The organism is Rhodococcus sp. JCM 9793 (assembly GCF_055380405.1).
This window is the reverse complement of record NZ_AP043721.1, coordinates 2,073,414-2,096,137: the sequence shown is the minus strand read 5'-3', so window position 1 is coordinate 2,096,137 and position 22,724 is coordinate 2,073,414. Positions and strand designations below refer to the sequence as shown.

At 67.0% G+C, this 22,724-nt stretch carries 27 protein-coding genes and 2 riboswitches; of the genes, 9 read left to right on the top strand and 18 right to left on the bottom strand.

Annotated elements, in window-relative coordinates; translation table 11 throughout:
• The first annotated feature begins 1 nt into the window (after position 1).
• Positions 2-556, top strand: a complete 555-nt coding sequence (locus ACZ46K_RS11825; RefSeq protein ID WP_054806240.1) for a hypothetical protein — start codon at positions 2-4, stop codon at positions 554-556.
• On the opposite strand, the gene ACZ46K_RS11820 is transcribed toward ACZ46K_RS11825, so the two are convergent.
• From ACZ46K_RS11820 to ACZ46K_RS11805, 4 genes are read right to left on the bottom strand one after another with little or no spacing between them, the layout of a single operon-like run.
• The gene (locus tag ACZ46K_RS11820) at positions 531-1,271 is read right to left on the bottom strand and encodes a cobalt-precorrin-6A reductase (RefSeq protein ID WP_464748375.1); all 741 of its coding nucleotides are present in this window, start codon (positions 1,269-1,271) and stop codon (positions 531-533) included. The two genes, ACZ46K_RS11825 and ACZ46K_RS11820, sit on opposite strands and share 26 nt — an antisense overlap.
• Positions 1,268-2,761, bottom strand: coding sequence for a cobyric acid synthase (locus tag ACZ46K_RS11815; RefSeq protein WP_464748373.1), 1,494 nt, complete (start codon positions 2,759-2,761; stop codon positions 1,268-1,270). The genes ACZ46K_RS11820 and ACZ46K_RS11815 overlap by 4 nt, the downstream gene beginning before the upstream one ends.
• Before the next feature lie 4 nt (positions 2,762-2,765).
• Positions 2,766-3,527, bottom strand: a complete 762-nt coding sequence (locus ACZ46K_RS11810; protein WP_054810395.1) for a CbtA family protein — start codon at positions 3,525-3,527, stop codon at positions 2,766-2,768.
• Between the two features lie 38 nt (positions 3,528-3,565).
• Entirely contained in the window at positions 3,566-3,760 is a 195-nt protein-coding gene (locus ACZ46K_RS11805; protein WP_054806241.1) for a CbtB domain-containing protein, read from the bottom strand.
• Between the two features lie 30 nt (positions 3,761-3,790).
• A riboswitch (cobalamin riboswitch) is annotated at positions 3,791-3,909 on the bottom strand.
• A 70-nt stretch (positions 3,910-3,979) separates the two neighbouring features.
• Between ACZ46K_RS11805 and ACZ46K_RS11800 the strand changes: the two genes are divergently transcribed.
• Positions 3,980-4,516 (top strand): histidine phosphatase family protein, encoded by a 537-nt coding sequence (locus ACZ46K_RS11800; protein WP_054806244.1) that lies wholly within the window; start codon positions 3,980-3,982, stop codon positions 4,514-4,516.
• 3 nt (positions 4,517-4,519) lie between these two features.
• Here the strand turns inward: ACZ46K_RS11800 and ACZ46K_RS11795 are convergent, their stop codons facing one another.
• Positions 4,520-5,449, bottom strand: a complete 930-nt coding sequence (locus tag ACZ46K_RS11795) for a cation diffusion facilitator family transporter (protein WP_464748370.1) — start codon at positions 5,447-5,449, stop codon at positions 4,520-4,522.
• 88 nt (positions 5,450-5,537) lie between these two features.
• Positions 5,538-5,670, top strand: a riboswitch (cobalamin riboswitch).
• A 121-nt stretch (positions 5,671-5,791) separates the two neighbouring features.
• Between ACZ46K_RS11795 and ACZ46K_RS11790 the strand changes: the two genes are divergently transcribed.
• Genes ACZ46K_RS11790 through ACZ46K_RS11775 form a run of 4 tightly spaced genes read left to right on the top strand, consistent with a single transcriptional unit; the run spans position 5,792 to position 8,867 of the window.
• Positions 5,792-6,808, top strand: coding sequence for an ABC transporter substrate-binding protein (locus tag ACZ46K_RS11790; RefSeq protein ID WP_464748368.1), 1,017 nt, complete (start codon positions 5,792-5,794; stop codon positions 6,806-6,808).
• Positions 6,805-7,920 carry a FecCD family ABC transporter permease gene (locus tag ACZ46K_RS11785; protein ID WP_464748366.1) on the top strand — a complete coding sequence of 372 codons (1,116 nt, stop codon included), beginning with the start codon at positions 6,805-6,807 and terminating at the stop codon, positions 7,918-7,920. Before ACZ46K_RS11790 ends, ACZ46K_RS11785 begins: the two co-directional genes overlap by 4 nt.
• Positions 7,917-8,696 (top strand): ABC transporter ATP-binding protein, encoded by a 780-nt coding sequence (locus ACZ46K_RS11780; protein ID WP_054810397.1) that lies wholly within the window; start codon positions 7,917-7,919, stop codon positions 8,694-8,696. The genes ACZ46K_RS11785 and ACZ46K_RS11780 overlap by 4 nt, the downstream gene beginning before the upstream one ends.
• A gap of 45 nt (positions 8,697-8,741) precedes the next feature.
• A complete protein-coding gene (locus ACZ46K_RS11775; protein WP_464748363.1) occupies positions 8,742-8,867 on the top strand; it encodes a hypothetical protein in 126 nt (41 codons plus the stop codon).
• Here the strand turns inward: ACZ46K_RS11775 and ACZ46K_RS11770 are convergent.
• Both ACZ46K_RS11770 and ACZ46K_RS11765 read right to left on the bottom strand, forming a co-directional pair.
• On the bottom strand, positions 8,849-9,991 hold the full coding sequence (locus ACZ46K_RS11770; RefSeq protein ID WP_464749293.1) for an FUSC family protein: 1,143 nt from the start codon (positions 9,989-9,991) through the stop codon (positions 8,849-8,851). The genes ACZ46K_RS11775 and ACZ46K_RS11770 overlap by 19 nt on opposite strands.
• Positions 9,978-10,394, bottom strand: a complete 417-nt coding sequence (locus ACZ46K_RS11765; protein ID WP_054810486.1) for a DUF3151 family protein — start codon at positions 10,392-10,394, stop codon at positions 9,978-9,980. Before ACZ46K_RS11765 ends, ACZ46K_RS11770 begins: the two co-directional genes overlap by 14 nt.
• 80 nt (positions 10,395-10,474) lie before the next feature.
• Between ACZ46K_RS11765 and ACZ46K_RS11760 the strand changes: the two genes are divergently transcribed.
• On the top strand, positions 10,475-11,542 hold the full coding sequence (locus tag ACZ46K_RS11760) for an Rv0361 family membrane protein (RefSeq protein WP_464748361.1): 1,068 nt from the start codon (positions 10,475-10,477) through the stop codon (positions 11,540-11,542).
• An 87-nt stretch (positions 11,543-11,629) separates the two neighbouring features.
• Here ACZ46K_RS11760 and fbaA read toward each other — a convergent pair whose 3' ends face one another.
• Positions 11,630-12,667: a class II fructose-bisphosphate aldolase gene (fbaA, locus tag ACZ46K_RS11755; protein ID WP_054810485.1), complete on the bottom strand. Its 1,038-nt coding sequence runs from the start codon at positions 12,665-12,667 to the stop codon at positions 11,630-11,632.
• Positions 12,668-12,832: 165 nt separating this feature from the next.
• Between fbaA and ACZ46K_RS11750 the strand changes: the two genes are divergently transcribed.
• Complete coding sequence (locus ACZ46K_RS11750) at positions 12,833-13,684, top strand: VTT domain-containing protein (protein WP_464748359.1); 852 nt, start codon at positions 12,833-12,835, stop codon at positions 13,682-13,684.
• 9 nt (positions 13,685-13,693) lie between these two features.
• Here ACZ46K_RS11750 and ACZ46K_RS11745 read toward each other — a convergent pair whose 3' ends face one another.
• The 3 genes from ACZ46K_RS11745 to ACZ46K_RS11735 all read right to left on the bottom strand — a co-directional run bounded on the left by ACZ46K_RS11745 (position 13,694) and on the right by ACZ46K_RS11735 (position 16,245).
• Positions 13,694-14,812, bottom strand: a complete 1,119-nt coding sequence (locus ACZ46K_RS11745; protein ID WP_054810487.1) for a glycoside hydrolase family 76 protein — start codon at positions 14,810-14,812, stop codon at positions 13,694-13,696.
• Between the two features lie 78 nt (positions 14,813-14,890).
• Positions 14,891-15,505, bottom strand: coding sequence for a TrmH family RNA methyltransferase (locus tag ACZ46K_RS11740; RefSeq protein WP_464749292.1), 615 nt, complete (start codon positions 15,503-15,505; stop codon positions 14,891-14,893).
• An 89-nt stretch (positions 15,506-15,594) separates the two neighbouring features.
• Complete coding sequence (locus ACZ46K_RS11735) at positions 15,595-16,245, bottom strand: hypothetical protein (protein ID WP_464749291.1); 651 nt, start codon at positions 16,243-16,245, stop codon at positions 15,595-15,597.
• Positions 16,246-16,312: 67 nt separating this feature from the next.
• On the opposite strand from ACZ46K_RS11735, the gene ACZ46K_RS11730 reads away from it, so the two are divergent.
• A complete protein-coding gene (locus ACZ46K_RS11730) occupies positions 16,313-16,759 on the top strand; it encodes a hypothetical protein (protein WP_054807771.1) in 447 nt (148 codons plus the stop codon).
• A gap of 4 nt (positions 16,760-16,763) precedes the next feature.
• Here ACZ46K_RS11730 and ACZ46K_RS11725 read toward each other — a convergent pair whose 3' ends face one another.
• From ACZ46K_RS11725 to ACZ46K_RS11695, 7 genes are all read right to left on the bottom strand, one after another.
• Positions 16,764-17,483, bottom strand: a complete 720-nt coding sequence (locus tag ACZ46K_RS11725; protein ID WP_464748357.1) for a lysoplasmalogenase family protein — start codon at positions 17,481-17,483, stop codon at positions 16,764-16,766.
• Positions 17,484-17,509: 26 nt separating this feature from the next.
• On the bottom strand, positions 17,510-18,640 hold the full coding sequence (galK, locus tag ACZ46K_RS11720) for a galactokinase (protein ID WP_054807489.1): 1,131 nt from the start codon (positions 18,638-18,640) through the stop codon (positions 17,510-17,512).
• Positions 18,637-19,698 (bottom strand): galactose-1-phosphate uridylyltransferase, encoded by a 1,062-nt coding sequence (gene galT, locus ACZ46K_RS11715; protein WP_054810691.1) that lies wholly within the window; start codon positions 19,696-19,698, stop codon positions 18,637-18,639. The genes galK and galT overlap by 4 nt, the downstream gene beginning before the upstream one ends.
• Before the next feature lie 16 nt (positions 19,699-19,714).
• Positions 19,715-20,254, bottom strand: a complete 540-nt coding sequence (gene pyrE, locus ACZ46K_RS11710; protein WP_054807488.1) for an orotate phosphoribosyltransferase — start codon at positions 20,252-20,254, stop codon at positions 19,715-19,717.
• Between the two features lie 78 nt (positions 20,255-20,332).
• Positions 20,333-20,959 (bottom strand): LemA family protein, encoded by a 627-nt coding sequence (locus tag ACZ46K_RS11705; protein ID WP_464748355.1) that lies wholly within the window; start codon positions 20,957-20,959, stop codon positions 20,333-20,335.
• A gap of 91 nt (positions 20,960-21,050) precedes the next feature.
• Entirely contained in the window at positions 21,051-21,710 is a 660-nt protein-coding gene (locus tag ACZ46K_RS11700; protein ID WP_054807490.1) for a hypothetical protein, read from the bottom strand.
• 28 nt (positions 21,711-21,738) lie between these two features.
• The gene (locus ACZ46K_RS11695) at positions 21,739-22,653 is read right to left on the bottom strand and encodes a DUF5666 domain-containing protein (protein WP_464748353.1); all 915 of its coding nucleotides are present in this window, start codon (positions 22,651-22,653) and stop codon (positions 21,739-21,741) included.
• Between the last annotated feature and the right edge of the window lie 71 nt (positions 22,654-22,724).

Here is a 22,724-nt window from a genome sequence, read left to right as displayed (position 1 = left end):
CATGCGAAATCCACGTATGCACTCACACGGCTTCGGCCGCCCCGGGGGCTGGCACCAGGCGGATGTGCCCGATGCGGGCGACGCCGAGGAATGGTTTTCCGGCCGCCTACCCGACGACTGGTTCACCGGGCCTGCCACGGTGGAGGTCGACCGCGAAGAAATCATCGTGACCGGCGAACTTCCCGCACCCGACGACACCTCTGACGCCGCGGTCGAAGGGCGCATCTCCCGGTTCCGGGAAAGCACCCGACCCGAACGGATGCGTATCGCCGACGAGGCCGAGGCCCGCTACGGTCGCAAGGTCGCGTGGGGTGTCACGCTCGGCGGCCACGACGTCCTGTTCACCCATCTCGCGGTGCCTGTCATGACGCGATTGCGTCAACCCGAACGCAAGGTCCTCGACACTCTCGTCGATGCCGGAGTAGCCCGATCGCGCTCCGACGCGCTCAAGTGGACGGTGCGACTCGCCGGTCAGCACACCGACGAGTGGCTCACAGAACTGCGAGAGGCGATGAAGAAGGTCGACGACCTCAGGTCGGAGGGGCCACAGATCTGAGCACCCAGGAGACGGCATCGTCGACCGATGCCACCGCCGCGACGCCGGCCGGTGCTGCAGGGCGGCGCACCACGATGACCCGCACTCCGAGTTCACCGGCGGCAGCGAGCTTCGCCCGGGTGAGTTCCCCGCCCGAATCCTTCGTGACGAGGGTGTCGATGCCGTTGTCCCGCATCAGCTTGCGCTCCCCTTCGACGGTGTAGGGACCCCGGGCCTGTACCACCGTCCAGGACGCCGGTACCTCGTGGTCGAGCGGGTCGACGACCCGCACCGTCACCCGATGATCACCGAGAGGACCGACAAACCGGCCCAGTGTCTGACGTCCGGTACTGAGGAAGATGCCCTCGCCGGTCGCAGCTGCCGAAGCAGCAGCGTCGTGGCCGTCGACCCAGACCCACGATCCGTCGTCCGTCCACCCGGGCCGCTGCAGCCGCAGGAGCGGGACGTTCGCACGCGCACAGGCTGCTGCCGCGTTGGCGCTGATCCCCGCGGCGAAAGGGTGCGTCGCGTCGACGACCGCGCCGATGCTGTTGTCGCGCAGATAGTTCGCGAGTCCGTCGACGCCTCCGAAACCGCCGATGCGGACCGGCCCCACCGGTAATCGCGGATTCCGGACACGGCCGGCGAGCGACGACACGAGATCCACTCCCCTGTCGTGAAGAGCACCCGCGAGCGCCCGCGCTTCCCCGGTGCCCCCGAGGATGAGCACGGTCATCGCAGCGTTCCCGACAGGGTGGGCAGCACCGGCGCGTCCGTGAGCATCGAAAGCAGTGCATCGACGTCGAGATGCTCGTCGATCATGTCGGCGAGAAGCTCGATCCGTTCGTCACGCGCCGACGCGAAACTGACCGTTCCCGTGCGGATCTCACGACCTGTCGACGCAGCGACCTCGCGCAGCCACGCACCACGGAGTTCGTCGCCTTCGAGGCTGCCGTGCCACATCGTCCCGAACACGTTGCCGCTGCGCGCACCACCGAGAAACTCGTCGGCGTCGCCGACTTCCACGCGTCCGTGATGGATCTCGTAGCCGGATGCAGGCGCACCCAGCGCGGCTCCGGAAGGCAGCCGTAGGACTTTGTCGGGTCCGAATTCTGTTCGGACGTCGAGCAGCCCGAGCCCTTGCGCTGACGCCCCGGGGTGTCCCTCGACTCCGTGCGCGTCGTTGATCTCGCGTCCGAGCATCTGGAATCCGCCACAGATCCCCAACACGGCGCCGCCCGCACCGGCGTGATCGATGATGGCGGTGACGAGGCCGCGCGACCGCAGCCACTCGAGGTCGGCAAGTGTGGCGCGGGTGCCCGGCAGGATCACGACGTCGGCATCCGCAAGTGCGCGCGGATCGTCGACGAAACGGACCCGCACATCGGGTTCCAGGCAGAGCGCGTCGACGTCGGTGAAATTACTGACGCGCGGCACCATCACCACCGCGATCGTGAGGGCACCGTCGCCGTCGTGTGCGGGTCGTGAGGTGAGGGCGAGCGAGTCCTCCGAGTCGAGCCACAGGTCGCGTTGCCACGGCAGGACGCCGAGTACGGGACGTCCGGTGAGCTCGTACAGCGAATCGAGGCCCGGTGTCAGCAAACCCACATCGCCGCGGAACTTGTTGATCACGAACCCTCGGATCAACTGCTGATCAGCGGCATCGAGCAAGGCCAACGTTCCGTACATCGACGCGAACACGCCGCCGCGGTCGATGTCACCGACGACGATCGTCGGCAACCCCCCGTGCTGAGCGAGCCCCATGTTGACGTAATCGTGTGCGCGCAGGTTGATCTCGGCGGCACTTCCTGCACCTTCGCACACCACGACGTCGAAACGGCTGCTCAGATCATCGAATGCGGCGAACGCTGCCTCCGCGAGATGCTTCCTCCCGCCCGCGAATTCTCCCGCCTCGAGAGTTCCGGCAGGACGACCACGCACCACGACGTGGCTGCGCCGATCGCTGCCCGGCTTGAGCAGCACCGGGTTCATCGCGGATTCCGGTACGGCACGTGCGGCGACGGACTGGATCCACTGGGCGCGCCCGATCTCCACCCCGTCGCTGGTCGCGGCATCGACCGCGACCATCGAGTTGTTCGACATGTTCTGCGCCTTGAACGGCGCGACAGTCAGGCCTCGCCGCGACAGTGCCCGGCAGATACCGGTAACGACGACGGACTTACCTGCGTCCGAGGTCGTTCCGGCAACCAGAATCCCAGTACCCATGCCGTCAGGCTACGGCCCGAACGCGCGACGCACGTTCGGTGAGAAACGCGAAGATGAATCCGAGTGCCGCCCACAAGGTGACCTGCACGGTGAACGAGGCAACCCGGAACTGCCACAACAGGCTTGCCGGGAAATCGTCACTCACTTCGTCGATGGTCGGCATGACGAGGTAGCCCAGGCCCACCACCAAGAGGAACGCGATCAGCGGTCCGACAATGCGGACGGTGTGCAGATCCTGGTTCGCGAGGACCTTCGCGACCGCGACCGCCACCGCGATGGCGACAAGGCCGAGCACGACTGCCGCAAGCCACCACAGCGTGCGCTCGTTGATGGTGTCGGGATCGCCCACCGCCGGTGGGTTCGCCGGGTACTTGAAGAACGGAACCGCTTCGATCGCCAGCCACGCGGCACCCGCACCGGTCAGCGCCAGCTTCCAGCCGGGCATGTCGGTGTAGCGGCGGGCGAAATGCAGCACCGACGCGTACAGCGCACCGAGCGCGAGGCCTGCAAGGCCGGTCGCGAGGAACAGTCCGGCCTTCTGGCCGGTGCGGCTCACCTCGGCGTCGTCGCCGTGGCTGTGCGCTTCCTCCTCGACGACTGCGGCGCCACCGTGGTCATGGGGCGCTTCACCTGCGGCTTCTTCGATCGCGATGGCTGCATCGATGTGAGGTTCGCCGACGACGAATGCCACCGCACCGGCCAGCAGACCCGCGAGCAGACCGGCGAGGAGGCCACGCAGCAACAACTGGACAAAACTTCCGGACAGGATCGCCTGTCCGCCCGGCGAGGTCGGCCGAGTATCGCTCAGTGACACGGGAGGCCCAGGAGGTGACGGCCGTCGTGCATCAGTTCGTGCATGAACATGCCCGTGCGAGAAATCGCACCCTGGTCGAATCCGACGAGATAGAGCACGACAAAGGCGAGGATCACCGTCGCGGCCAGCGCTACAGCGAGCGCGGCCGAGCCGAGTGAGTCGTCGGGTGTATGGACTACCGCCATGACAACCTCCTGGGATTACGCGTCCCATCCGAAAGGCCACGTGCCGTGGGAGTTTTCTGACTTCCGGAAATCTGCGATCTCCGGTCTACAGTGGCGCGACCGTTCCGGATTCTCACCGGATTCCCTGCACCTCGGCACATGCTTACCGACGAACTTTGGCACCACGGGTAAGTCGGTGTCAAGCGGAGAAGGCGGCACCATGAGGGGGACACTGTGCCCGTGACCCGCCTGTTCCTGACCTCCCATGCCTCCACCGGTGCGCAGCAGCATGTGCGATTCCCGGCCGACGATCCGATCTCCGAGCGCGGACGACGTGAACTCGAACGTGTCGCGCTACCGGTGGTCGATCGTGCGTTCACGGCACCGGAGATCCGCGCCGTCGACACCGCAGCTGCTCTCGGCTGGCCGGCGACCGTCGAACCGGCTCTGCGCGACCTCGACTATGCGAGCTGGGCGGGTGTGCCGATGGACAGCATCCCGGAACTCGAACTTGCGGCGTGGCTGACCGATCCCGACGCAGCACCGCACGGCGGCGAATCGATCGCCGGCCTGATCACGCGTATCGGAGCGTGGCTGGACACTGTCGACGAGTCGCCCGAGCGCATCGGAGTGGTCGCGCATCCGGCGGTGGTCAAGGCCGCGACGGTCTGCGCACTCGGGGCACCCGCCACAGCATTCTGGCGTGTCGATGTACGTCCCCTGAGCGTGACGCGATTCAGCGGTCGCGGCGGTCGCTGGACCTTGACGCTGAGCTGAGGTTCACCACGTCACGTCTTCCTCGCACTTGCGCCCGTCGACCGTTCGTTCCACCTGCACAGTCGCATGGTCGAGTCCGTGCGACGACAACGTCGTGCGCGCCGAGTCGAGCACCCAGTTCGCGTCGTGGTCGCTGACGAGGTGCACGGTCGCCACGTCCATTCCTGTGGTCAGGGTCCACACGTGCAGGTCGTGAACGCCGGACACACCGGGCAACGCAGCGAGATCGGCTCGGACGGCGTCGACGTCGAGGTGGCTCGGCGACGCCTGTGTGAGGATGCGGAGCGATTCGGCGGCGAGCCGCACCGCGCGCGGCACGACCCACAGGGAGATCAGCACACCGACGACGACGTCGGCGAAACTCCACCCGAACGCGAGAACCAACACACCGGCGACGAGAACCCCGACGGAGCCGAGCGCGTCGGCGAGCACTTCCATGTAGGCCCCGCGCACAGCGAGGCTTCCTTTGGCATCGGCCCGCAGGAGCAACATCACGACGATGTTCGCGGCGAGCCCTGCCGACGCGGTGAGAATCAGCGGCGCCCCGGGGATCTCGGGGGTGTCGCCGATGCGGTTGATCGCCTCGTACATCACCCATGCCGCGACGCCGAGCAGGAGAACCGCATTGGCCATCGCGGTGAGGACCTCGGCGCGGTGCCAGCCGAACGTGCGGGCCGCCGCGGCGCTTCCGCGACGGGCGAGTACGAGCGCCACCATGCCCATCGATACTCCGACGACGTCGGTGAGCATGTGCCCGGCATCTGCGAGCAGCGCAAGCGATCCGATCCACAGGCCGACGCCGGCTTCGAGGAGGAGGAACGCACCGAGAACCGCGAGGGAGATACCCATCCTCCGGATGGTGCGATCCGACGGTCCTGCGTCCTGCCCATGGCCGTGGCCTATGCCGTGTGAATGTCCGTGACCCGAACTCATGAGCCTCCTTCCAGGTCCGGGTCATCGTATGCACAAATGCGCATGTATTCAACGGCTACGTCCCCGCCCCTGTGTCACCCCAGTCCCGTGTGCATAATGACGCCAGCGTTTGCTGATGCCCTCAGCAGGGGAAGTCCGGTCGAATTCCGGCGCTGACCCGCAACGGTGGACCGTCGTACTCGACGGTGAGCCCGAATACCTGCGTGGGCATCTGCGACTCCCGACAATCGCCGTGGTCTGCGAGAAGGAGTCCAGCAGGGCAGTTCGTGCACCCGGAGATCCGGGGAGACCGCTGTCGTGGTGGAAGTCGGCTACAGCCCACCCAGCAGAGCACGAGGCCCCATGCTCCCCCAGTTCCGCCGACCTGCACGCCGTCACATCGTCGTGTTCACCTCCCTCGCGGCTACAGCAGTGCTGCTGGCCGGGTGTTCCCGCGGTACCGCCACCAGCGATTCCGCGGACGCCGAATCATTCGCGGAACCGGTGACCATCACGAACTGCGATCGCACCGCCACCTTCGACGCTCCCCCGCAGCGCATCATCTCCATGAACGACCACGTCACCGAAACACTCATCCAGATGGGTGTGGGCGACCGGATCGTCGGCATGGGTTACGGCGAGCAATCCGATCCTCTGCCGGAGACCGCCGGCCAGTTCGCCGCGATCCCCTCGCTCGCCAAGGAATACCCGACATCCGAGCAGGTGCTCGACCTCGAGCCGGATCTGATCGTCGGCGGCATGCGCAGCGCCTTCGACGAGAAGAACGGGTTCGCTCGCGACAGTCTCGAAGCCTCGGGGATCGGCACGTTCCTGTTCTCCGAATACTGCGGCGACGGCTTCCCCGACATCGCACTGCTCGAAAACGATTTCGCGCAGCTCGGCTCGATCCTCGGCGCCGAGGTCGAAGCATCCGCACTGACCGAGCGCATCACTTCAGAACTCGACACCGTTCGCGATCGACTGGATGTCGCCGACGTGCAGCCCGTTCGCACGTTCTTCTACGACTCCGGTGACGCTGCGCCGCTGTCGGTCGGCGGCGTCGGTATCGGCAACCTCATCGGCGAGTACGCAGGAGCCGAGAACGTCACGTCCGAAGGCCCCAAGCCTTACTTCGAGACCAGCTGGGAAGTGGTCGGCGAGCGGCAGCCCGAGGCAATCGTGATCCTCGACTACGGCTCCACCAGCGCCGAGGACAAAATCGAGTTCCTGAAGAGCCAGTCGATCATGATGACCACCCCCGCGGTGCAGAACGATCGATTCATAGTCGTCCCGCTCGACGACTTCTTCGAAAGCTCCCGCATGGTCACCTCCACCACGACCATTGCGCGCGGGCTGCACCCCGAGGCCTTCGACGTATGAGTGCCGTGACCGAGGCACCGGCGCATACCGCACCGACGCCGACTCCGGTCGAGAAGCCCGCGCCCGGCCGTCGCTCACTGTGGTCGGTCCTCACGGCACTCGCGATGGGACTGGCCTTCGCCATCGTGGTTGCCGTGTCGCTCGGCACGGTAACCATTCCGCTCGGCGACGTGTGGGCGATCGTCGGCCACCGGTTCGCCCCCACACCGTTCGAGGCAATGCTGGGGGATCCGTGGTGGAGCGCAACCCGCGACGCGATCGTCTTCGAATCGCGCCTACCCCGCGCGTTGACCGCCGCCGTGGTGGGGGCTGCGCTCGCGATCGCAGGTGCCGTGGCACAGGCAGCGACCCGAAACCCGCTCGCCGACCCCTATCTGCTGGGTGTCTCGTCGGGAGCCGGCTTCGGTGTCGCCACAGTGACGGTCCTCGGGCTCGGCGCCGGTGCCTTCGGGATCTTCATGTTGCCCATCGCAGCATTCATCGGAGCGCTCATCCCTCTCGCCGCCACCATCGTGGTGAGTGTGCGTGCACATTCGGTCACCGCCATCGTCCTGGTCGGCGTCGCCCTGTCGATGGTGTTCTCGTCGTTGATCACTTTCGTCCTACTCGTGGTCGGCGACGTACACCAACTCGGCACCGTGATGCAGTGGATTGCCGGAGGTTTCGGAGACGCCACCTGGACGACGCTGATCTCGCCGACTGTCGTCCTCGTCGTGGTGGGTGCGGCGGTGATCCTGTGCAGTCGTCAGCTCAATCTGCTTCTCACCGGCGACGACGGCGCCACCGCGCTGGGAATCAACGTTCCCCGGTTCCGTGTGCTGATCCTGCTCGCCGTGTCGCTGCTCGCGGCCGCGGCCGTCGCGGTCTCCGGCACGATCGGGTTCGTCGGACTGCTCGTCCCGCACGTCGCCGGTTATCTCGTGGGCCGCAACGCGGCACGCCTCATCCCGACTGCAGCGCTGCTCGGTGCACTGGCGCTCGTACTCGCCGACATCATCGCACGGTCAGTGAGCAACACCACCGAACTCCCCATCGGAGTGGTCACCGGACTCGTGGGCGGGCCCATCTTCATCGCCATGCTGTGGCGCCGATACGGACGGGCGGTCTCGTGACCCGACTCCAAGCGTCCGCCGTCGAGGCCAGGCTCGGCGATCGACAGGTCCTGTGGGGCGTCGACCTCGACGTCGCACCCGGAGAAGTGCTCGCGCTCGTCGGCCCCAACGGCAGCGGCAAGACGACACTCCTGCGCACCTGCTATCGGGCGTTGTCGGTGAGCCACGGGGCGATCCTGCTGGACAACGAGGACATCCACTCGATGCGTCGACGGGACGTGGCACGCACCATCGGCGTCAGCTCACAGGAACCTGTGGCATTCGGTGGGGTGACAGTGCGCGAATCCGTCCGGCTCGGCCGGTCCGTGCAGCGCGGATGGTTCGAGCCGTTCCGGTCCGAGGACGACGCCGTGGTCGAGTCGGTTCTGGCCCGGGTATCGCTCGCCGCGCACGCCGACCGGGATGTCGCGACGTTGTCCGGCGGTGAACGTCAACGCGTGTCGATTGCGCGTGCGCTTGCGCAGAAGCCCGAGGTGCTCCTTCTCGACGAACCGACCAATCATCTCGACCTCCGTCACCAGCTCGGCGTGCTCGAGATGCTGCGCGAGCTGACGGCCGATGGGCTCGCAGTGTTGGTGACCCTGCACGACATGCGTCTTGCGGCAGAGTACTGCGACCGCATGGCGGTACTGGACTCCGGACACATGATCGATGTCGGCACACCTGAGAACGTTCTCACCCCCGAGTTGCTCGGCGATGTGTTCGGTGTGCGGGGTATCCTGCGCTCCGTCGAAGGCCGGCGTGTCCTCGACCTGCTGGGACTCGTCCATGAGTGACGGGAGCCGGGCGACCTCGATGGCCCGTACAGCCGGATTCGGTCGGTGCTCGGGTATTTCGCGCGCACCGTAGATCTCGCAGGATTCGACGAGTTCCCCGGCGCACTCCTCAGCGACCGTGAGTGGCTCACCGACCGTGTCGCCGACACCGTTCACTTCTCCGTCGGGTAAGCGGGATTCTCGACCGTAGGCGGCAATGTCGCAATTGCCGAGATCCGTTTGAGCCCTGTGGTTTGCAACAGGTCGACGAGCAGGGACCGCATCTGCGCGAACACCACCGTCGCCGACACCCCGGCACCCTCGATCAGTTCCGGTCTCATCTTCCTGGCCACGCTACGCAACACCCGTGCGGCCTCCGCCTCATCGGGTTGCTCACCCGGTTCGGCGAGCACCATCGCGCGTAATACCTCGAGCGCATCGGCGAGTTCGTCGACGATGACAACGAGCCGAGAGTCGAGGATCTCGTCGTCACGGACCAGGGTCAGCGACCGCCGCGCGAGCACACGAATATTGCGCACCGCGTTGTCGATGGGGTCGGCCGCGGCAGTCAGCCGCGCGAGTCGCGGACGACTGTTCCAGTAGAGCGGGGAGATCCGGCTGACCTCGTGGCCACCCTGAAGGTTGCTCCGCATGGAGTCGATCGCGGACTGTGTGTCGCGGGCCTGCCGCAGGGCAGCCTCGATGGGTTTCGGATTGTTCTCGACGAGGCCGGTCTCCACCTTCCGCAGGACCTCGGCAGCGGTCTCGAGGATGTCCGCGGCGTTCTTCCTCGCACGACGCACCGGGTGGGTGGGAATCAGCGCGACCACGGCGATCCCCACCAGGCCGCCCACGAGCGCGTCGACCATCCGGTCGATGCCACCCGTGCCGCCGGGAGGGATCAGGGTTGCCACCAGGACCGCCGAGTTGCCGGCCTGCATCGCGAAGATCGGCCCGCTGTTGAGCGCCACGGCCGACGCCATGGCGATCGCCACGACCAACGCGATCTGCCATGGGCCGCTGCCTATCTGCGACACGATCAGATCGCCGATCCCGATGCCGACGGTCACGCCGCACACGAGCTCGACCGACCGTCGCAGTCGTGCACCGAGGGACAACCCGAGCGACACGACCGCCGCGATCGGCGCGAAGAACGGCTGCGGGTGGCCGATCAGTGTCGTCGCAACCCACCAGGCGATACCGGCAGCGAGCGCGCACTGCACGATCGGCAGTGCGGACGAGCGGAGACGCTGGGACGACTTCCGCAGTTTCCGACGGAAGTCGTCCCGGGTGGGCAGCGACCTACTCGACGCCAAGTTCCTCTGCCGCACGGGGATCGCAATCCTCGAGCAGATCGAGGCACCGCGCATGCTCGTCCGCCTCGCCGATCGTCTTCGCTGCCCTCGCGAGCACGGCGACGCAGCGCAGGAACCCGCGGTTGGGCTCGTGGCTGTAGGGCACGGGACCGAAGCCCTTCCACCCGTTACGGCGTAGCTGGTCGAGGCCGCGGTGGTAGCCGGTGCGCGCGTAGGCGTACGCGGCGATCGTCTCGCCGGACTCGAGCGCTCCTTCCGCAAGGTATGCCCATGCGATCGATGCGGTCGGGTGCTCGGCCGCGACCTTCGCCGGGTCCTCGTGGTCGAGCAGAGCCGCCTCCGCTTCTTCGTCGCCGGGGAGGAGTGTGGGCTGGGGTCCGAGCAGATCACCGAATGAGGTCATGGCGCCCATTCTGCCCTTCGAGCGCCGACCCTGGATAAGCTCCCCAGGTAATCACCCATCATCCGAACGAGGTGCAGCGAGTGCCGGACCCGAAGAACGAAGACCCGACCGAAGACTCGACGGAATCGTCAGCAGGCGAGGTTGCGGAGACCGGACCGGCCGACACACCCGACGACGTCGACACTTCGAAGGAAGCCGCGGAGGAGGCGGACGAGAAGCCCGCGGAGGACGAGAAGCCCGCGGCGGGCGAGACTCCCTCGGACGACACGCAGGAAGACCTCGAATCCTCGAAAGAAGACGACCCGGACGTTGCCGATCCGGACGAGACCGAGACCGAGACCCAGCCTGAGTCGGAGTCGGAGTCGGAGTCGGAGGACAGTGAGCCGGCCACCTCGGAAAGGGCCGGCGACACCACCGAACCGGATCCTGCCGACGCGAAGACGGTCGCCATGCCCGTCGCCGAGAAGACCCCCGATCCCGCCGAGGCAAAGACGGTCGCCATGCCGATCGTCGAGAAGACCGAGAAACCGGACGACACCCGGCCGCCCGAGCCACCCGCACCTGATCCGTCCGAGGCACCCACGACGCAGATTCCTGTCAGGAGCCACGCCCCGAAGGCAGAGCCGCAGCGCATCGCGCCGCGCGTGCCCGAACCACCGCGTTCGGAGCCTGCACCGTTCCAGCCCACACCGGCACCGACACGGATCCCTCCGTCCCCTCGTAAGGGCCGCACGGGGTGGATGGTCTTCGCCGGTGTCGCCGCTGCCGTAGTGATCGTCGTGATCGCTGTCGTCGCGTTCATGCAATACCGGGAGAGCAACTCCCCCGAGTCCGACATCCGCGCGAGCATCGACGAGTTCGTGGAGGCGCTGAGCTCAGGCGACCTCGCGACACTGCAGAATTCGACGTGTGGCGGGCTCGCGGAGTTCTACGCGACGGTCGCGCCCGAGGAGTTCGACGACATCCACGCATTGGCTGTGGAGCAGGGTTCGGTGCCGGTGGTATCGAGTATCGACAAGGTACAGATCACCGGCGACACCGCGATCGCCGAGGTCACGGCCCACACGACGGGTGATCCGTCGGATGTCACGGCTCGCACTTTCGACCTCGCGCTCCAGGGCGAGGAGTGGAAAGTGTGCAGCGAATAGCTGCGTACGCCCTCGGACGACGAGAAGGGCGCCGGCTCGAGCCGGCGCCCTTCTTCGTTACTACCCGTCGATACTACCGACCAGGTGCTACTTGGCAGACACCGAGCGACCCGCGGACTTGAGGTCGTTGCACGCCTCGATCACGCGAGCGGTCATCGCCGCCTCTGCCTTCTTCAGGTAGCTGCGCGGGTCGTAGACCTTCTTGCTTCCGACCTCGCCGTCGACCTTGAGCACACCGTCGTAGTTGCTGAACATGTGTCCCGCGATCGGGCGGGTGAACGCGTACTGGGTGTCGGTGTCGACGTTCATCTTCACGACGCCGTAACCCAGTGCTTCATCGATCTCGGACTTCAGCGAGCCCGAGCCACCGTGGAAGACGAGGTCGAACGGCTTGGAACCGTCCTTGAGACCCAGCTTCCTCGACGCGGCCTTCTGGCCCTCGTCGAGGATGCTCGGCTCGAGCTTGACGTTGCCCGGCTTGTACACGCCGTGCACGTTGCCGAAGGTCGCGGCGAGAAGGTACTGCCCCTTGTCGCCTGCGCCGAGCGCGTCCACGGTCTTCTCGAAGTCCTCGACGGTGGTGTAGAGCTTGTCGTTGATGGCGTTCTCGACGCCGTCCTCTTCGCCGCCGACCACACCGATCTCGATCTCGAGGATGATCTTCGCGGCGGCAGCATCGGCGAGGAGCTGCTGAGCGATTTCGAGGTTCTCGTCGAGCGGGATGGCGGAGCCGTCCCACATGTGCGACTGGAACAGCGGGTTCTTGCCGGCGTCGACGCGCTCCTTGGAGATCGCGATGAGCGGACGAACGAAACCGTCGAGCTTGTCCTTGGGGCAGTGGTCGGTGTGCAGCGCGATCGTGACGTCGTACTTCTCAGCGATGACGTGCGCGAACTCGGCGAGCGCGACCGCGCCGGTCACCATGTCCTTGACACCGAGGCCCGAGCCGAACTCCGCGCCACCGGTCGAGAACTGGATGATGCCATCGCTACCGGCGTCCGCGAAGCCCTTGATAGCGGCATTGATGGTTTCGGACGAGGTGCAGTTGATGGCCGGGAACGCGAAGGAATGCTCCTTGGCGCGGGCAATCATCTCGGCGTAGACCTCGGGAGTCGCGATAGGCACAGCGGCTGTCCTCCAGGTGAGAGTGGATCGGCTACCCGCTCGGGTGTGGCAGGTGCCCTTTCGTCCCTGCAGTATGTCAATAGCCACGGCGTTTAGATACTCGGGCCGGTCTCGCCGGACCTCTGCGATTCGAACGACCCTGGACGCGTCGGTACTCTGGGGATCGTGAATTTGCTTGAAGCCTCGGAGTCCGCGACCAATTTGGCCCTGCTGCCGGGCTTCCTCGACCCGGTGAACCTGCTGAACTCGTTCGGCACCTGGATGCTCCTCGGGCTCCTGTTGGTGGTGTTCATCGAGTCGGGTCTGCTGTTTCCGCTGCTTCCCGGCGATTCACTGCTGTTCACCGCGGGCCTGATCGCCGCATCGAAGTCGGCGGAGGTCGAGCCCTTCGCACCGTTGTGGGTGCTGATGGTGACGATCCCGATCGCCGCGATCCTCGGCGACCAGGTCGGGTATTTCATCGGCACCAAGGGCGGCGCGAAGCTCTTCAAGGACGACAACTCGAAGATCTTCAAGAAGAAGTACCTCGACGAGTCGCACCGATTCTTCCTGCGGCACGGCCCCGCAATGATCTTCCTGGCGCGGTTCGTGCCGATCGTCCGCACCTTCGCTCCGCTGGTGGCGGGCGCAGCGAAGATGCCCTATCGCGTGTTCATCGTCTACAACGTGATCGGCGGCATCGTGTGGGGCGCGGGCGTCACGCTGCTCGGTTACCTGCTGGGGCAGATCCAGTTCATCGCCGACAACGTCGACATCATCTTCCTGCTGATCGTGTTCGTGTCGGTGCTCCCGATCATCAGCGAGGTCGGCAAGCGGTTCCTTGCTTCGCGCAAGAATGCCGGGGCCGAGAACAGCGCGTCCGAGGAGAGCGCGTCGGAGCAGGACGACTCTTCCGTGGCACCGTCGGGCACCGACCACACGCCGACCGCCCCGATCCAGAGCCGTTCGTCGGCGCAGGCCTCGGCACCGACCACGCCGATCCCGATGATCAACACGGATCCGAACAACCGACGGTAACGACGCCGGTCAGGGAGACGCCACCACCGCGTGCGCGGCTTCCATGAGCATCCAGCCACCGAGCTGCACCGACAGGTCGCGTTCCGCGATCGACGACGGACGCACGGTGCCTGCAGCGAACTGCGCGACCGTGCCCGACGAGCCGGGTAGCCTCGCGGGCCGGGTCCAGTCGCTCCCGAACAGCGGAAGCCCTTCGATCTGCAGGCGGTTCTCCCACGCCCCGTCGGCCGACGCCAACACGATGCGGCGCGCCGCGGCGCGTGCTCGCACGTCGTCGGCGTCCTGCAACGGCAAGGTGGTCGCGACCATCGCGAGGTAGCGCGCGAGGATGCCGTTGAACAGGCCACCGTCGCCTCCCCCACCACCTGTGACGATGCTGCGTTCGGTGAGTTCGTGGTCGACAGCGTCGACAAGTGCATGCACCCGCGTGCGATGACGCGGGTCGCCGCTTCGGGTCGCGAGTTCGGTCTCGACTCCGAGCACCACACCCTGGCAGTACGAGTAGACGGCGGGCTCGAGTACACCGTGGCGGATACCGTCGAAGACGAGTCCGGTGTCGGGATCGACGAGACGGTCGTGGATCCAGTCGGCCATCTCCTGTGCGCGCTCGAGCTTGCCCGATCGCGCGAGCAGCAGCGCGGCCGGACCGTTGGCGGGAGTGTTGAAGAAGGAGTCTCCGCGGCGCCACGGGATTCCCCCGCCGTGCTCGGGTTGCCACGCATCGTGCAGTTCCCCGACGAGGGTCGCGATCGCAGCCCCATGGTCGACGCGCAGGTGCCGTTGGGCGCGATCGAGGGCCAGACCGAGCCAGGCCATGTCGTCGAAGTAGTTGTTGGTCCAGCCTGTGATGTTGCGGATGCGGTGACTTCGGGTCAGCTGCACGACGCGGCGTCGGCTGCGCCCAGTGCCGTCACCGGACTTCGCCTGCCGCTCCGCCGCGTCGACAGCGAGGTCGATCAGGTGAGCCTGCCACCAGTAGTGCCACGAGCCGAAGATGCGTTCACGTCGTGTGGCGGGCCAGCCGACGACACCGAGTTCGGTACCGGGCAATCCCCAGAGTCGACGCACGTGCCTGGCCGCGACGGCAGCTTCGGCTGCATCCGCCCGATCCGCCCACATTTCCGCCATGCCGTAATCATCCTTGTCCCGCGACAGCGGCGTGGCCACACGGCCCGCGCTACTACATCCGCACGGATCCGGCGAGCGTTACGACCAGGCGTCGTCGAGGTCGGCGTGTTGGCGGATCCACGCGTGCATGGCGATCCCCGCCGCGACACCCGCGTTGATGGAACGGGTCGAGCCGAACTGCGCGATCGACACCGTCATCGTCGCCACCTCGCGTGCCCGCTCGGTCACGCCCGGCCCCTCCTGCCCGAACAGCAGCAGGCAGTTGCGGGGTAGGTCTGCCGTCTCGAGTGGCACGGAGCCCGGGGTGTTGTCGACAGCGACGATGGTCAGATCGTGCTCGGCGGCCCAGCCGATGAGCGCATCGACGTCGGTGTGGTGCTGCAGATGCTGGTAGCGGTCGGTGACCATGGCCCCGCGGCGGTTCCAGCGGCGCCGACCCACGATGTGGACGGCGGCGGCCGCGAACGCATTGGCCGTGCGAACGACGGTGCCTATGTTGGCGTCGTGCGCGAAGTTCTCGATCGCCACGTGCAGCGGGTGCCGTCGGGTGTCGATGTCGGCGACGATCGCGTCGCGCGTCCAATATCTGTAGGCGTCGACGACGTTGCGCCGGTCACCGTGTTCGAGCAGTTCGGGGTCGTACTTCGGATCGGTGGGCGGGGGTGTCCCGAACTCGTCGGTCCACGGCCCCATACCGTGCGGATGTTCGCCCCATTCTGTCGGTCCGGGGACCGCGAGCGGGTCCTGCTCGTGGTCCGGCCCGGTTTCTCGGTCAGGCACGATCAGAACGTCTCGTTCGAGTCGGAGGCGACGGAGAATCCGTGTCCGGTGCTGTCGTTGGTGCAGGTCACGTCGGTTTCGGTCGTCGCGCACGTGTAGCCGAGCTGCGAGAGCGTCGCCCCCGCGGGCAACACCTCCGCAGATCCTTCGACGGGCAGGTAGACGGGGCCGCCCGAACACAGGAACTCACCTGGACCGCTGTCGACGACGCGCATCCCGTGACCCCAGTTGACGACACAGCTCTCCGGCCGTGGCGGCACCGGATCGGTGACGCCCTCGCAACCCGCTTCGGTGCGGCCCGGGAGCTGCACGATGCCGCACTCGAATGCGCCGTCGGGAGTAGTGAAGTAATACGACTCGCCCTGCTCGAACGCGACAGCCTCCAGCGTCGGCGGCACCTCGGGAGCCGGCTCGGTCGTCGTCTCTACAGGTGCGAGCTCGGAAGTCGGCGCTTCCGTGGTGGTGGCTTCGGTCGTGGTCGGTGCAGCAGTCACTGTGGTTGTCGCGGTGCTGGATGTCGCAGTGTCGGTCTGTCTGCCCACGGCATCCGGTTCGTCTCCGGACCCCCCACACCCACTCAGAATCAGCACAGCACCCAACACAACCGCAGCCGACGACACACGCACCTTCACACCGCTCCCTCCGACGAGCACAGAAAGTGCCACTCTATCGACCGGCGGACGAAGCGCAGACACGCGCTAGTCTGGAGACGGAGGAGCCATGAAGCACAAGCGCATTCTGCGCACGGTCGCGTTCATCACGACCGGATACCTGATTCTGCTGTCGCTCTGGTTGAACCTCTTCTATCCGAACTCCGCCGAAGGCACCGAAGGATTCCAGGTGATGTTCCTGGTCTGCCTGTACGGCGCGGTACTCGGTCTGGGCATGTTGATCGCCGATCGCGCCACCCGCGAAGATCGCAAGATCGAACGCGACGGCCTCGAAGGGTGGGCGACGATCCGTGCCGCCACCCCGCTCGGGTCCGTGATCGGCGACGTGCAGCGAACCGAGCTGGATCTGGATCTGACAGTGCCCGGATCCGAACCGTACAGCGGCAAGGTGGTGTTCGAGGCCGAACGCAGCGACGTGTCGCGGCTGGTGGCCGGCCAGGTGGTGTCGGTGCTCGTCGACCCCGACGACCGCACTCGGATCCTGATCTATCCGTGACGGGTCATTTACCTCGGACGAGTGCGAGCATCCCTTCGACGAGAAGCAGTTGCGCGGCCGCGTAGGTGGCGAGCACGAATCCTTCCGCCGCTGCCCGCGCGGACTTGCTCTTCAGCAGGGTCCGCCGCTCGACGATGGTGCCGTCGGACAAGGTGAACACGAGCCCGCCGAGACCGAGCCAGCTGCGCCGGTCGGCATTCGGGAACACGAGACCACCGGAGGTCTTCGCTCCGGGTGCCAGGGACGGGTCGGCGGCGAGGGTCGCGGTGGTCGCCAGCAGGGTGCCGTACGCGGTGAGCGGCGCAGCCACCGAGCGACTCCGCCACCCGAGCAGTCCGGCGGCCCCCACGACCGCGGGCACACGCTGCAACACCGCGGTGCGGGTCGGGCGCGCACCGTGCCGGGCCAGCAACGTCGAGTACGAGGTCTGCATCACCGCGAAAGCGCTTGCACCACGCAGGATCCGACTGTCGTCGTCGGGGGCGATCATGAACGCGTCGCCTACGGTCGCGGCGGCCAGGCCCGCGAGGAGCAGCGCGGTATCGGCGCGGTCGAGGTCGCGGGATCGGCGCAGCACCCGAACGGCGAGCGAGGGCGCGATCAGCGGCTTCGCGACCCTCTGCACCGATTCGTTATCCAGCACTCCGCCGACCACCGTCGCCAAGCTCGCAGCCGCGAACACGGCGTGCTCGACGCCCCACTTGTTCCGAGTGAACCAACCCATGGGCGCACAGTACCGTGCGCTGTGCGTCAACAGCGATGCGCGCTCCGGGACGGGGTGGCGCGCAGGAACACCGGTGACGGGAAACCGCCTGCCTCGGCTGCCGCAGTCACGGACGCTTCGATCCTCGGGACATCGTCGTTCTCGCACAACGCAATTGCCGATCCCCCGAAACCTCCCCCGACCATGCGCGCTCCGAGCGCACCCGCCGCGGTCGCAGCGTCGACAGCGCTGTCGAGTTCAGCGCAACTGACCTCGAAATCGTCGCGCAGAGACCGATGCGACGCGTCGAGCAGCGGACCGAGGTCGTGCACGCGGCCGGATCGCAGTGCGTCGGCAGCTGTGTGGACACGTTCGATCTCGGTGACCACGTGTCGCGCGCGACGCCGCAGTATCGGGTCGTCCAGTGCGGAAACGGAGTCCACCTCACGTAGAGGACTGCCCAGCAACCGGGCCGCATCCTCGACGGCGGCCCGCCTCGAACCGTACCGCCCGTCGACGAGACGGTGCCCCGTCCCGGTATCGACGACCAACACCGTGAGGCCCGCTGCCGCCGTGTCGACAGGGATGTGTTCGACGTGCCCGTCGGCGCAGTCGAGCAGCAACGCGTGACCGGCTCTGCCGCGCAGGGCGATCTGCTGATCCATGCCGCCCGTGGGTGCACCCACGTAGTCGTTCTCCGCGCGCATGCACGCCCTGGCGAGAACATTTCGTCCGTCGTCGTCGACGGGCAGCCCGCACAGGCCGGCGAGCGCCAGCGCCACGGATGCCTCGAGCGCAGCGGACGACGAGAGCCCCGCCCCGACCGGAACCTCCGACGCGATCACGATGTCGGCTCCGTGGAAATCGGGTGGGTCGAGCGCCCAGACCACACCGGCGACGTACGCAGCCCATCCGTCGACACGGTCGCCCAGCGCGACGTCGACGACGTCGAATCCCATGCTGTACATACGAAGCCGCCCATCGATGCGACGGCGCACCGCAGCCGCAGTGACCTGAGGAATCGCCATCGGCAAGCACACTCCGCCCGCGTAGTCGACATGCTCACCGATCAGGTTGACACGACCGGGCGCACACCAGGTGCCGTCGGGGTTGCCCCCGAACACCGTCGTGAACGCGCGCGGCGCGTCGTCGCACGCCGCGCCGTCGGGAACAGTCACGGCGCGAGCTCGCGTAGTCGTTCTGCGATGCGCTCGGGTGTCGTGTCGCTGATCCACGCACCCATTGCCGATTCGGATCCCGCCAGGTATTTGAGCTTGTCGGGTGCACGTCGCAGCGAGAATATCTGGCAGAACAACCGGCTGTGCTCGCGTCCGTCCCCGACAGGGGCCTGATGCCACGCTGCGATGTACGGGACCCGGTCCAGTCCCTCGAAGAACCGGTCGATGCGTCCGAGCAGACCCCGGTAGGCGAGCGCGAGTTCGTCGCGTTCGGCGTCGACGAGCGCGGTCAGATCGGGGACGTCGCGATGCGGCACGAGGTGCACCTCGATCGGCCACCGCGCCGCGGCGGGAACGTACGCGGTCCACCATTCACCCGACCACACGACGCGGGTTCCGCTGCGACGTTCGGCATCGAGAATGTCGCGTTGGAGAGACCGGCCCGTACTCTCGAGATGGTCGCGGGCGCGGGCGAGCAGCATCTGCGACCGCGGCGGGAGGAACGGGTACGCGTAGATCTGGCCGTGCGGATGTTCCAGTGTCACACCGATTTCGACGCCGCGGTTCTCGAAGCAGAACACCTGCTGCACACCCGGCAGCGACGACAGCGCCGCCGTGCGGGACGCGAGGACGTCGATGACGGTGCGGGCACGTGCCGCAGGAAGGTCGGCGAAGCGGGCGTCATGGTCTGCGGTGAAGGCAATCACTTCGCAGCGGCCACCGGCCGAGCCGTCGACCGAGGAGAGCGCCGGGAAACGATTCTCGAACACCACGACGTCGTAGTCGTCTGTGGGGATTTCGGTGGAGGCGCCGGGTCGGGTCGGGCAGAGTGGGCAGTCCGCGACCGAGGGCAGGAACGTGCGGTCCATGCGGTGCGCGGCGAACGTCACCGGTTCCCCGGTGAGCGGGTCGATACGGACCTCCGACGTCGCCACGACCGCCGGAAGTTCACGACGGTCGTGTGCGACACGGGTGGCTGCTCCCCCGACGTACGGTTCGGTGTCGTCGAAGAAGATCAGTTCGCGACCGTCCGCAAGTTGTGTGACGGTCTGCCGCACCCGTGGGGTCACGATGTCAGGAGTTGTCGAGGCCCAGGTCGGCGAGGCCGAGCAGCGACCGGTATTCGACGCCTTCCGCGGCAATGACCTCGTCGGCTCCGGTAGCGCGGTCGACGACCGTTGCCACGCCCACGACGATCGCTCCCGCGTCGCGCAGGGCCTTGACGGCGGTGAGCGGAGAGTTGCCGGTGGTCGTGGTGTCCTCGACGACGAGCACGCGCTTGCCGACGACATCGGGGCCTTCGATCTGCCGCTGCATGCCGTGGGCCTTGGCGGCCTTGCGGACGACGAATGCGTCGATCGGGCGTCCGGGTGCGTGCATGACGGCCATGGCGACCGGGTCGGCGCCCATGGTGAGCCCACCGACCGCGTCGAAGTCCCAGTCGGAGACGAGTTCGCGCAGAAGCGAGCCGATGAGCGGTGCTGCGCGATGATGCAGGGTCGCGCGACGCAGGTCGACGTAGTAGTCGGCTTCCTTGCCCGACGACAAGGTCACCTTGCCGTGCACTACTGCCAGCTCACGTACCAGTGCAGCCAGTTCGTCGCGGTCGCTCATCGCACATCCTCACCGTCGTCTCGGTCACCGCCGGTGGCGGAACCGGCGCGAACGAGCCTAGTCGCTGCCGGTGGGTTCTCAGGCGGCGGCGGTCCCCGAGTCGTTCTCGTCGCTCTTGTCGACGGTGGACGCCTGCAGTTCGGTCTGATCCTCGGCCGCCGGAGTGTCGGTCGCAGCCAGTCCTGCCGGAACCTCGAACACTGCGACGGCTCGCACTCCGGCCAACGTCGCGAACAGCGACGTCGGGAACCTCGACACCTGGGAGTTGAGTGTGCCTGCGAGGTCGTTGTGGACACGGACCGCGCCGGCGATGCGCTGCTCGCGGGTCTGCAGTTCGCGGGCGACGCGGATGAACGGCCAGTGGTTGACTCCGTCGAGGACCCCGATGAGTTCGTGCAACGCGGCCGACAACGCGTTTTCGGTGGCCGCGCGTTCGGGGAGGTCGAGACGTTGGTCGCGCATCGCGATGGCGAGGGAACGTGCTCCCACGACCGGGCTGATGCGGCTGCGTTCGACGCCGGCACCCGCCGACGCCGCGATGAGCGCAGGGATCAGATCGTAGCGATCATCGAGTTCGTTCAGCAGCAGATGCAGGCCGTCTCTGCGTCGGGTGCGAAGCGTCCGCAAGCGGCGCATCCCCAGCCGTATCCAGAGCAGCGCAACGGCCACCACTGCCACAACTATCACCAGAGCCACAGGTGTCACGGCGAGAAATGTACAGACCGCGATCGGTTCGCACGACGAAGGATCCGGCGTGTCATCTCGGGCGTGTCCGTACCGTGACCTGACGCGCGGTTCAGCGATGCGCGGAGGGGCGTCCCGGGTCGTGGAAGCTGCGATCGACGTTGTCAGGATCGACCACGGGCGGGAGGACGTGCAGGATGCCCGACAGGCGCGCCACCGTCTCGATCGCCGCATCCCATTCGCGTCCGTTGCTTCCCACCGGGATCGAACCGAGCGTCCACGGGCCCTCGCTCCACAGCATCTGGATGTGCTCGGGGATCGACTGGGTGAACGTGACCATCCGCTGGTCGCACACACGACGTGCGATCTCGAGGTCGGTGGAGAACACGATGCGCGGGCCGATCGACCCGAGCAGATTCATGTCGGAATCCTTCGGCGGAGGCGTCGACTTGAGCCGCAGATCGACGTCGACGTCGGACCCGACCTTGCGGCGTACCGCGATGATCGTGGCTGTTTCCTCGATGTCGAACAGGATGAATTCCTCACCCCGACGGACCCCACGCACAACGTCGATCGCGCCCAGGTACTCCTGCTTGGCCAACGCTGCGCGATGCCAGTTGGAGGGCAGTCGCTCGTCGGAGTCGGTGTACTTGTATCCCTGGGCGCGCGCCCAGATCTCCCGCACGCGCCCGGACTGTTCCCTCCGCGTGCGATCGACGTACAGCAGAGCGAGCGCGCCGAGAAGCGCGATCGCCGCCAGACCGAACCACATGAATGTCATCGCGATCAGCCTAGCGTCTTCAGTTGCCCGGGCTGCCGAACGACGGGAGCGACGCGCTGATGACGGTTTCGGCCGTCATCTGTCCGTCCTGGACGGGACTGCCGGTCGCGACGACGGTCGCGCCGACCTCGAGAGCCTCCGGGGACGACCCCTTCAAGGTGATGATCTGGGTGTCCGGGGTGAACAGCACCGTGGTGAGCGACCCACCGATACCACTGAGAGTGATGCTCGTGCCGTCGTTCGCCGTGATCGACCCCACGATGGCGCCGGTCTGGCCGATGACCTCACCGAGCCCGCCGGGAAGCTGGTCGAGCGGCAACGCAGGTGTTCCGTCCGGCTCGCCGGACGGCGGCGGTGTCGTCGTCGGTGCGGGTGGCATCGTGCGGGTCGTCGTCGGACCGGTCGCGGTGGTGTCGGGCTCGTCGCCGCTTCCGCTCAGGAGGTAGCCGACGATCCCGCCGAGAGCAATGAGCACCACCACCGCGAGGGCGAGGACACCCCAGCGTGGACCGCGTGGCTTCTTTTCGGGCTCGGCGGGCGGCCCGTATCCGGGTGGGGGTGGGCCGGGTGGCTGATACCCACCGCCCGGGTGACCGGCCGGTGGGTATTGCCCCTGCTGGTACTGGGCCTGCGAGTACTGGGCGGTCGGATACTGGGCCGTCGGATACTGGGCCGTCGGATACTGCGCGGTCGGCTGCTGACCCTGCGGATACTGCCCCAGCGGTTCACCGAGCTGCTGGGTGGGGTTCGGGGGTGGTGCCGCCGAATCGAAGCGCGGATCGTACTGCGGGTACGCCAAGGTCGGGTTCGTCACCGGCTGCCCGTACGCCTCCGTCGGGTCGTCGGTGTGCAGTACGCGCGTCTCGTCGTCACCCGGCTCGTCGTGCGGATAGGCACGTTCCTGCGGTGTGCGCGGATCGTTCGGATTCGTCATGGCTCTTCCCAAGGTACCGACACAGGAATGGTCCCGGTGGCTGTTGCCACCGGGACCATTCCCGCTACTGG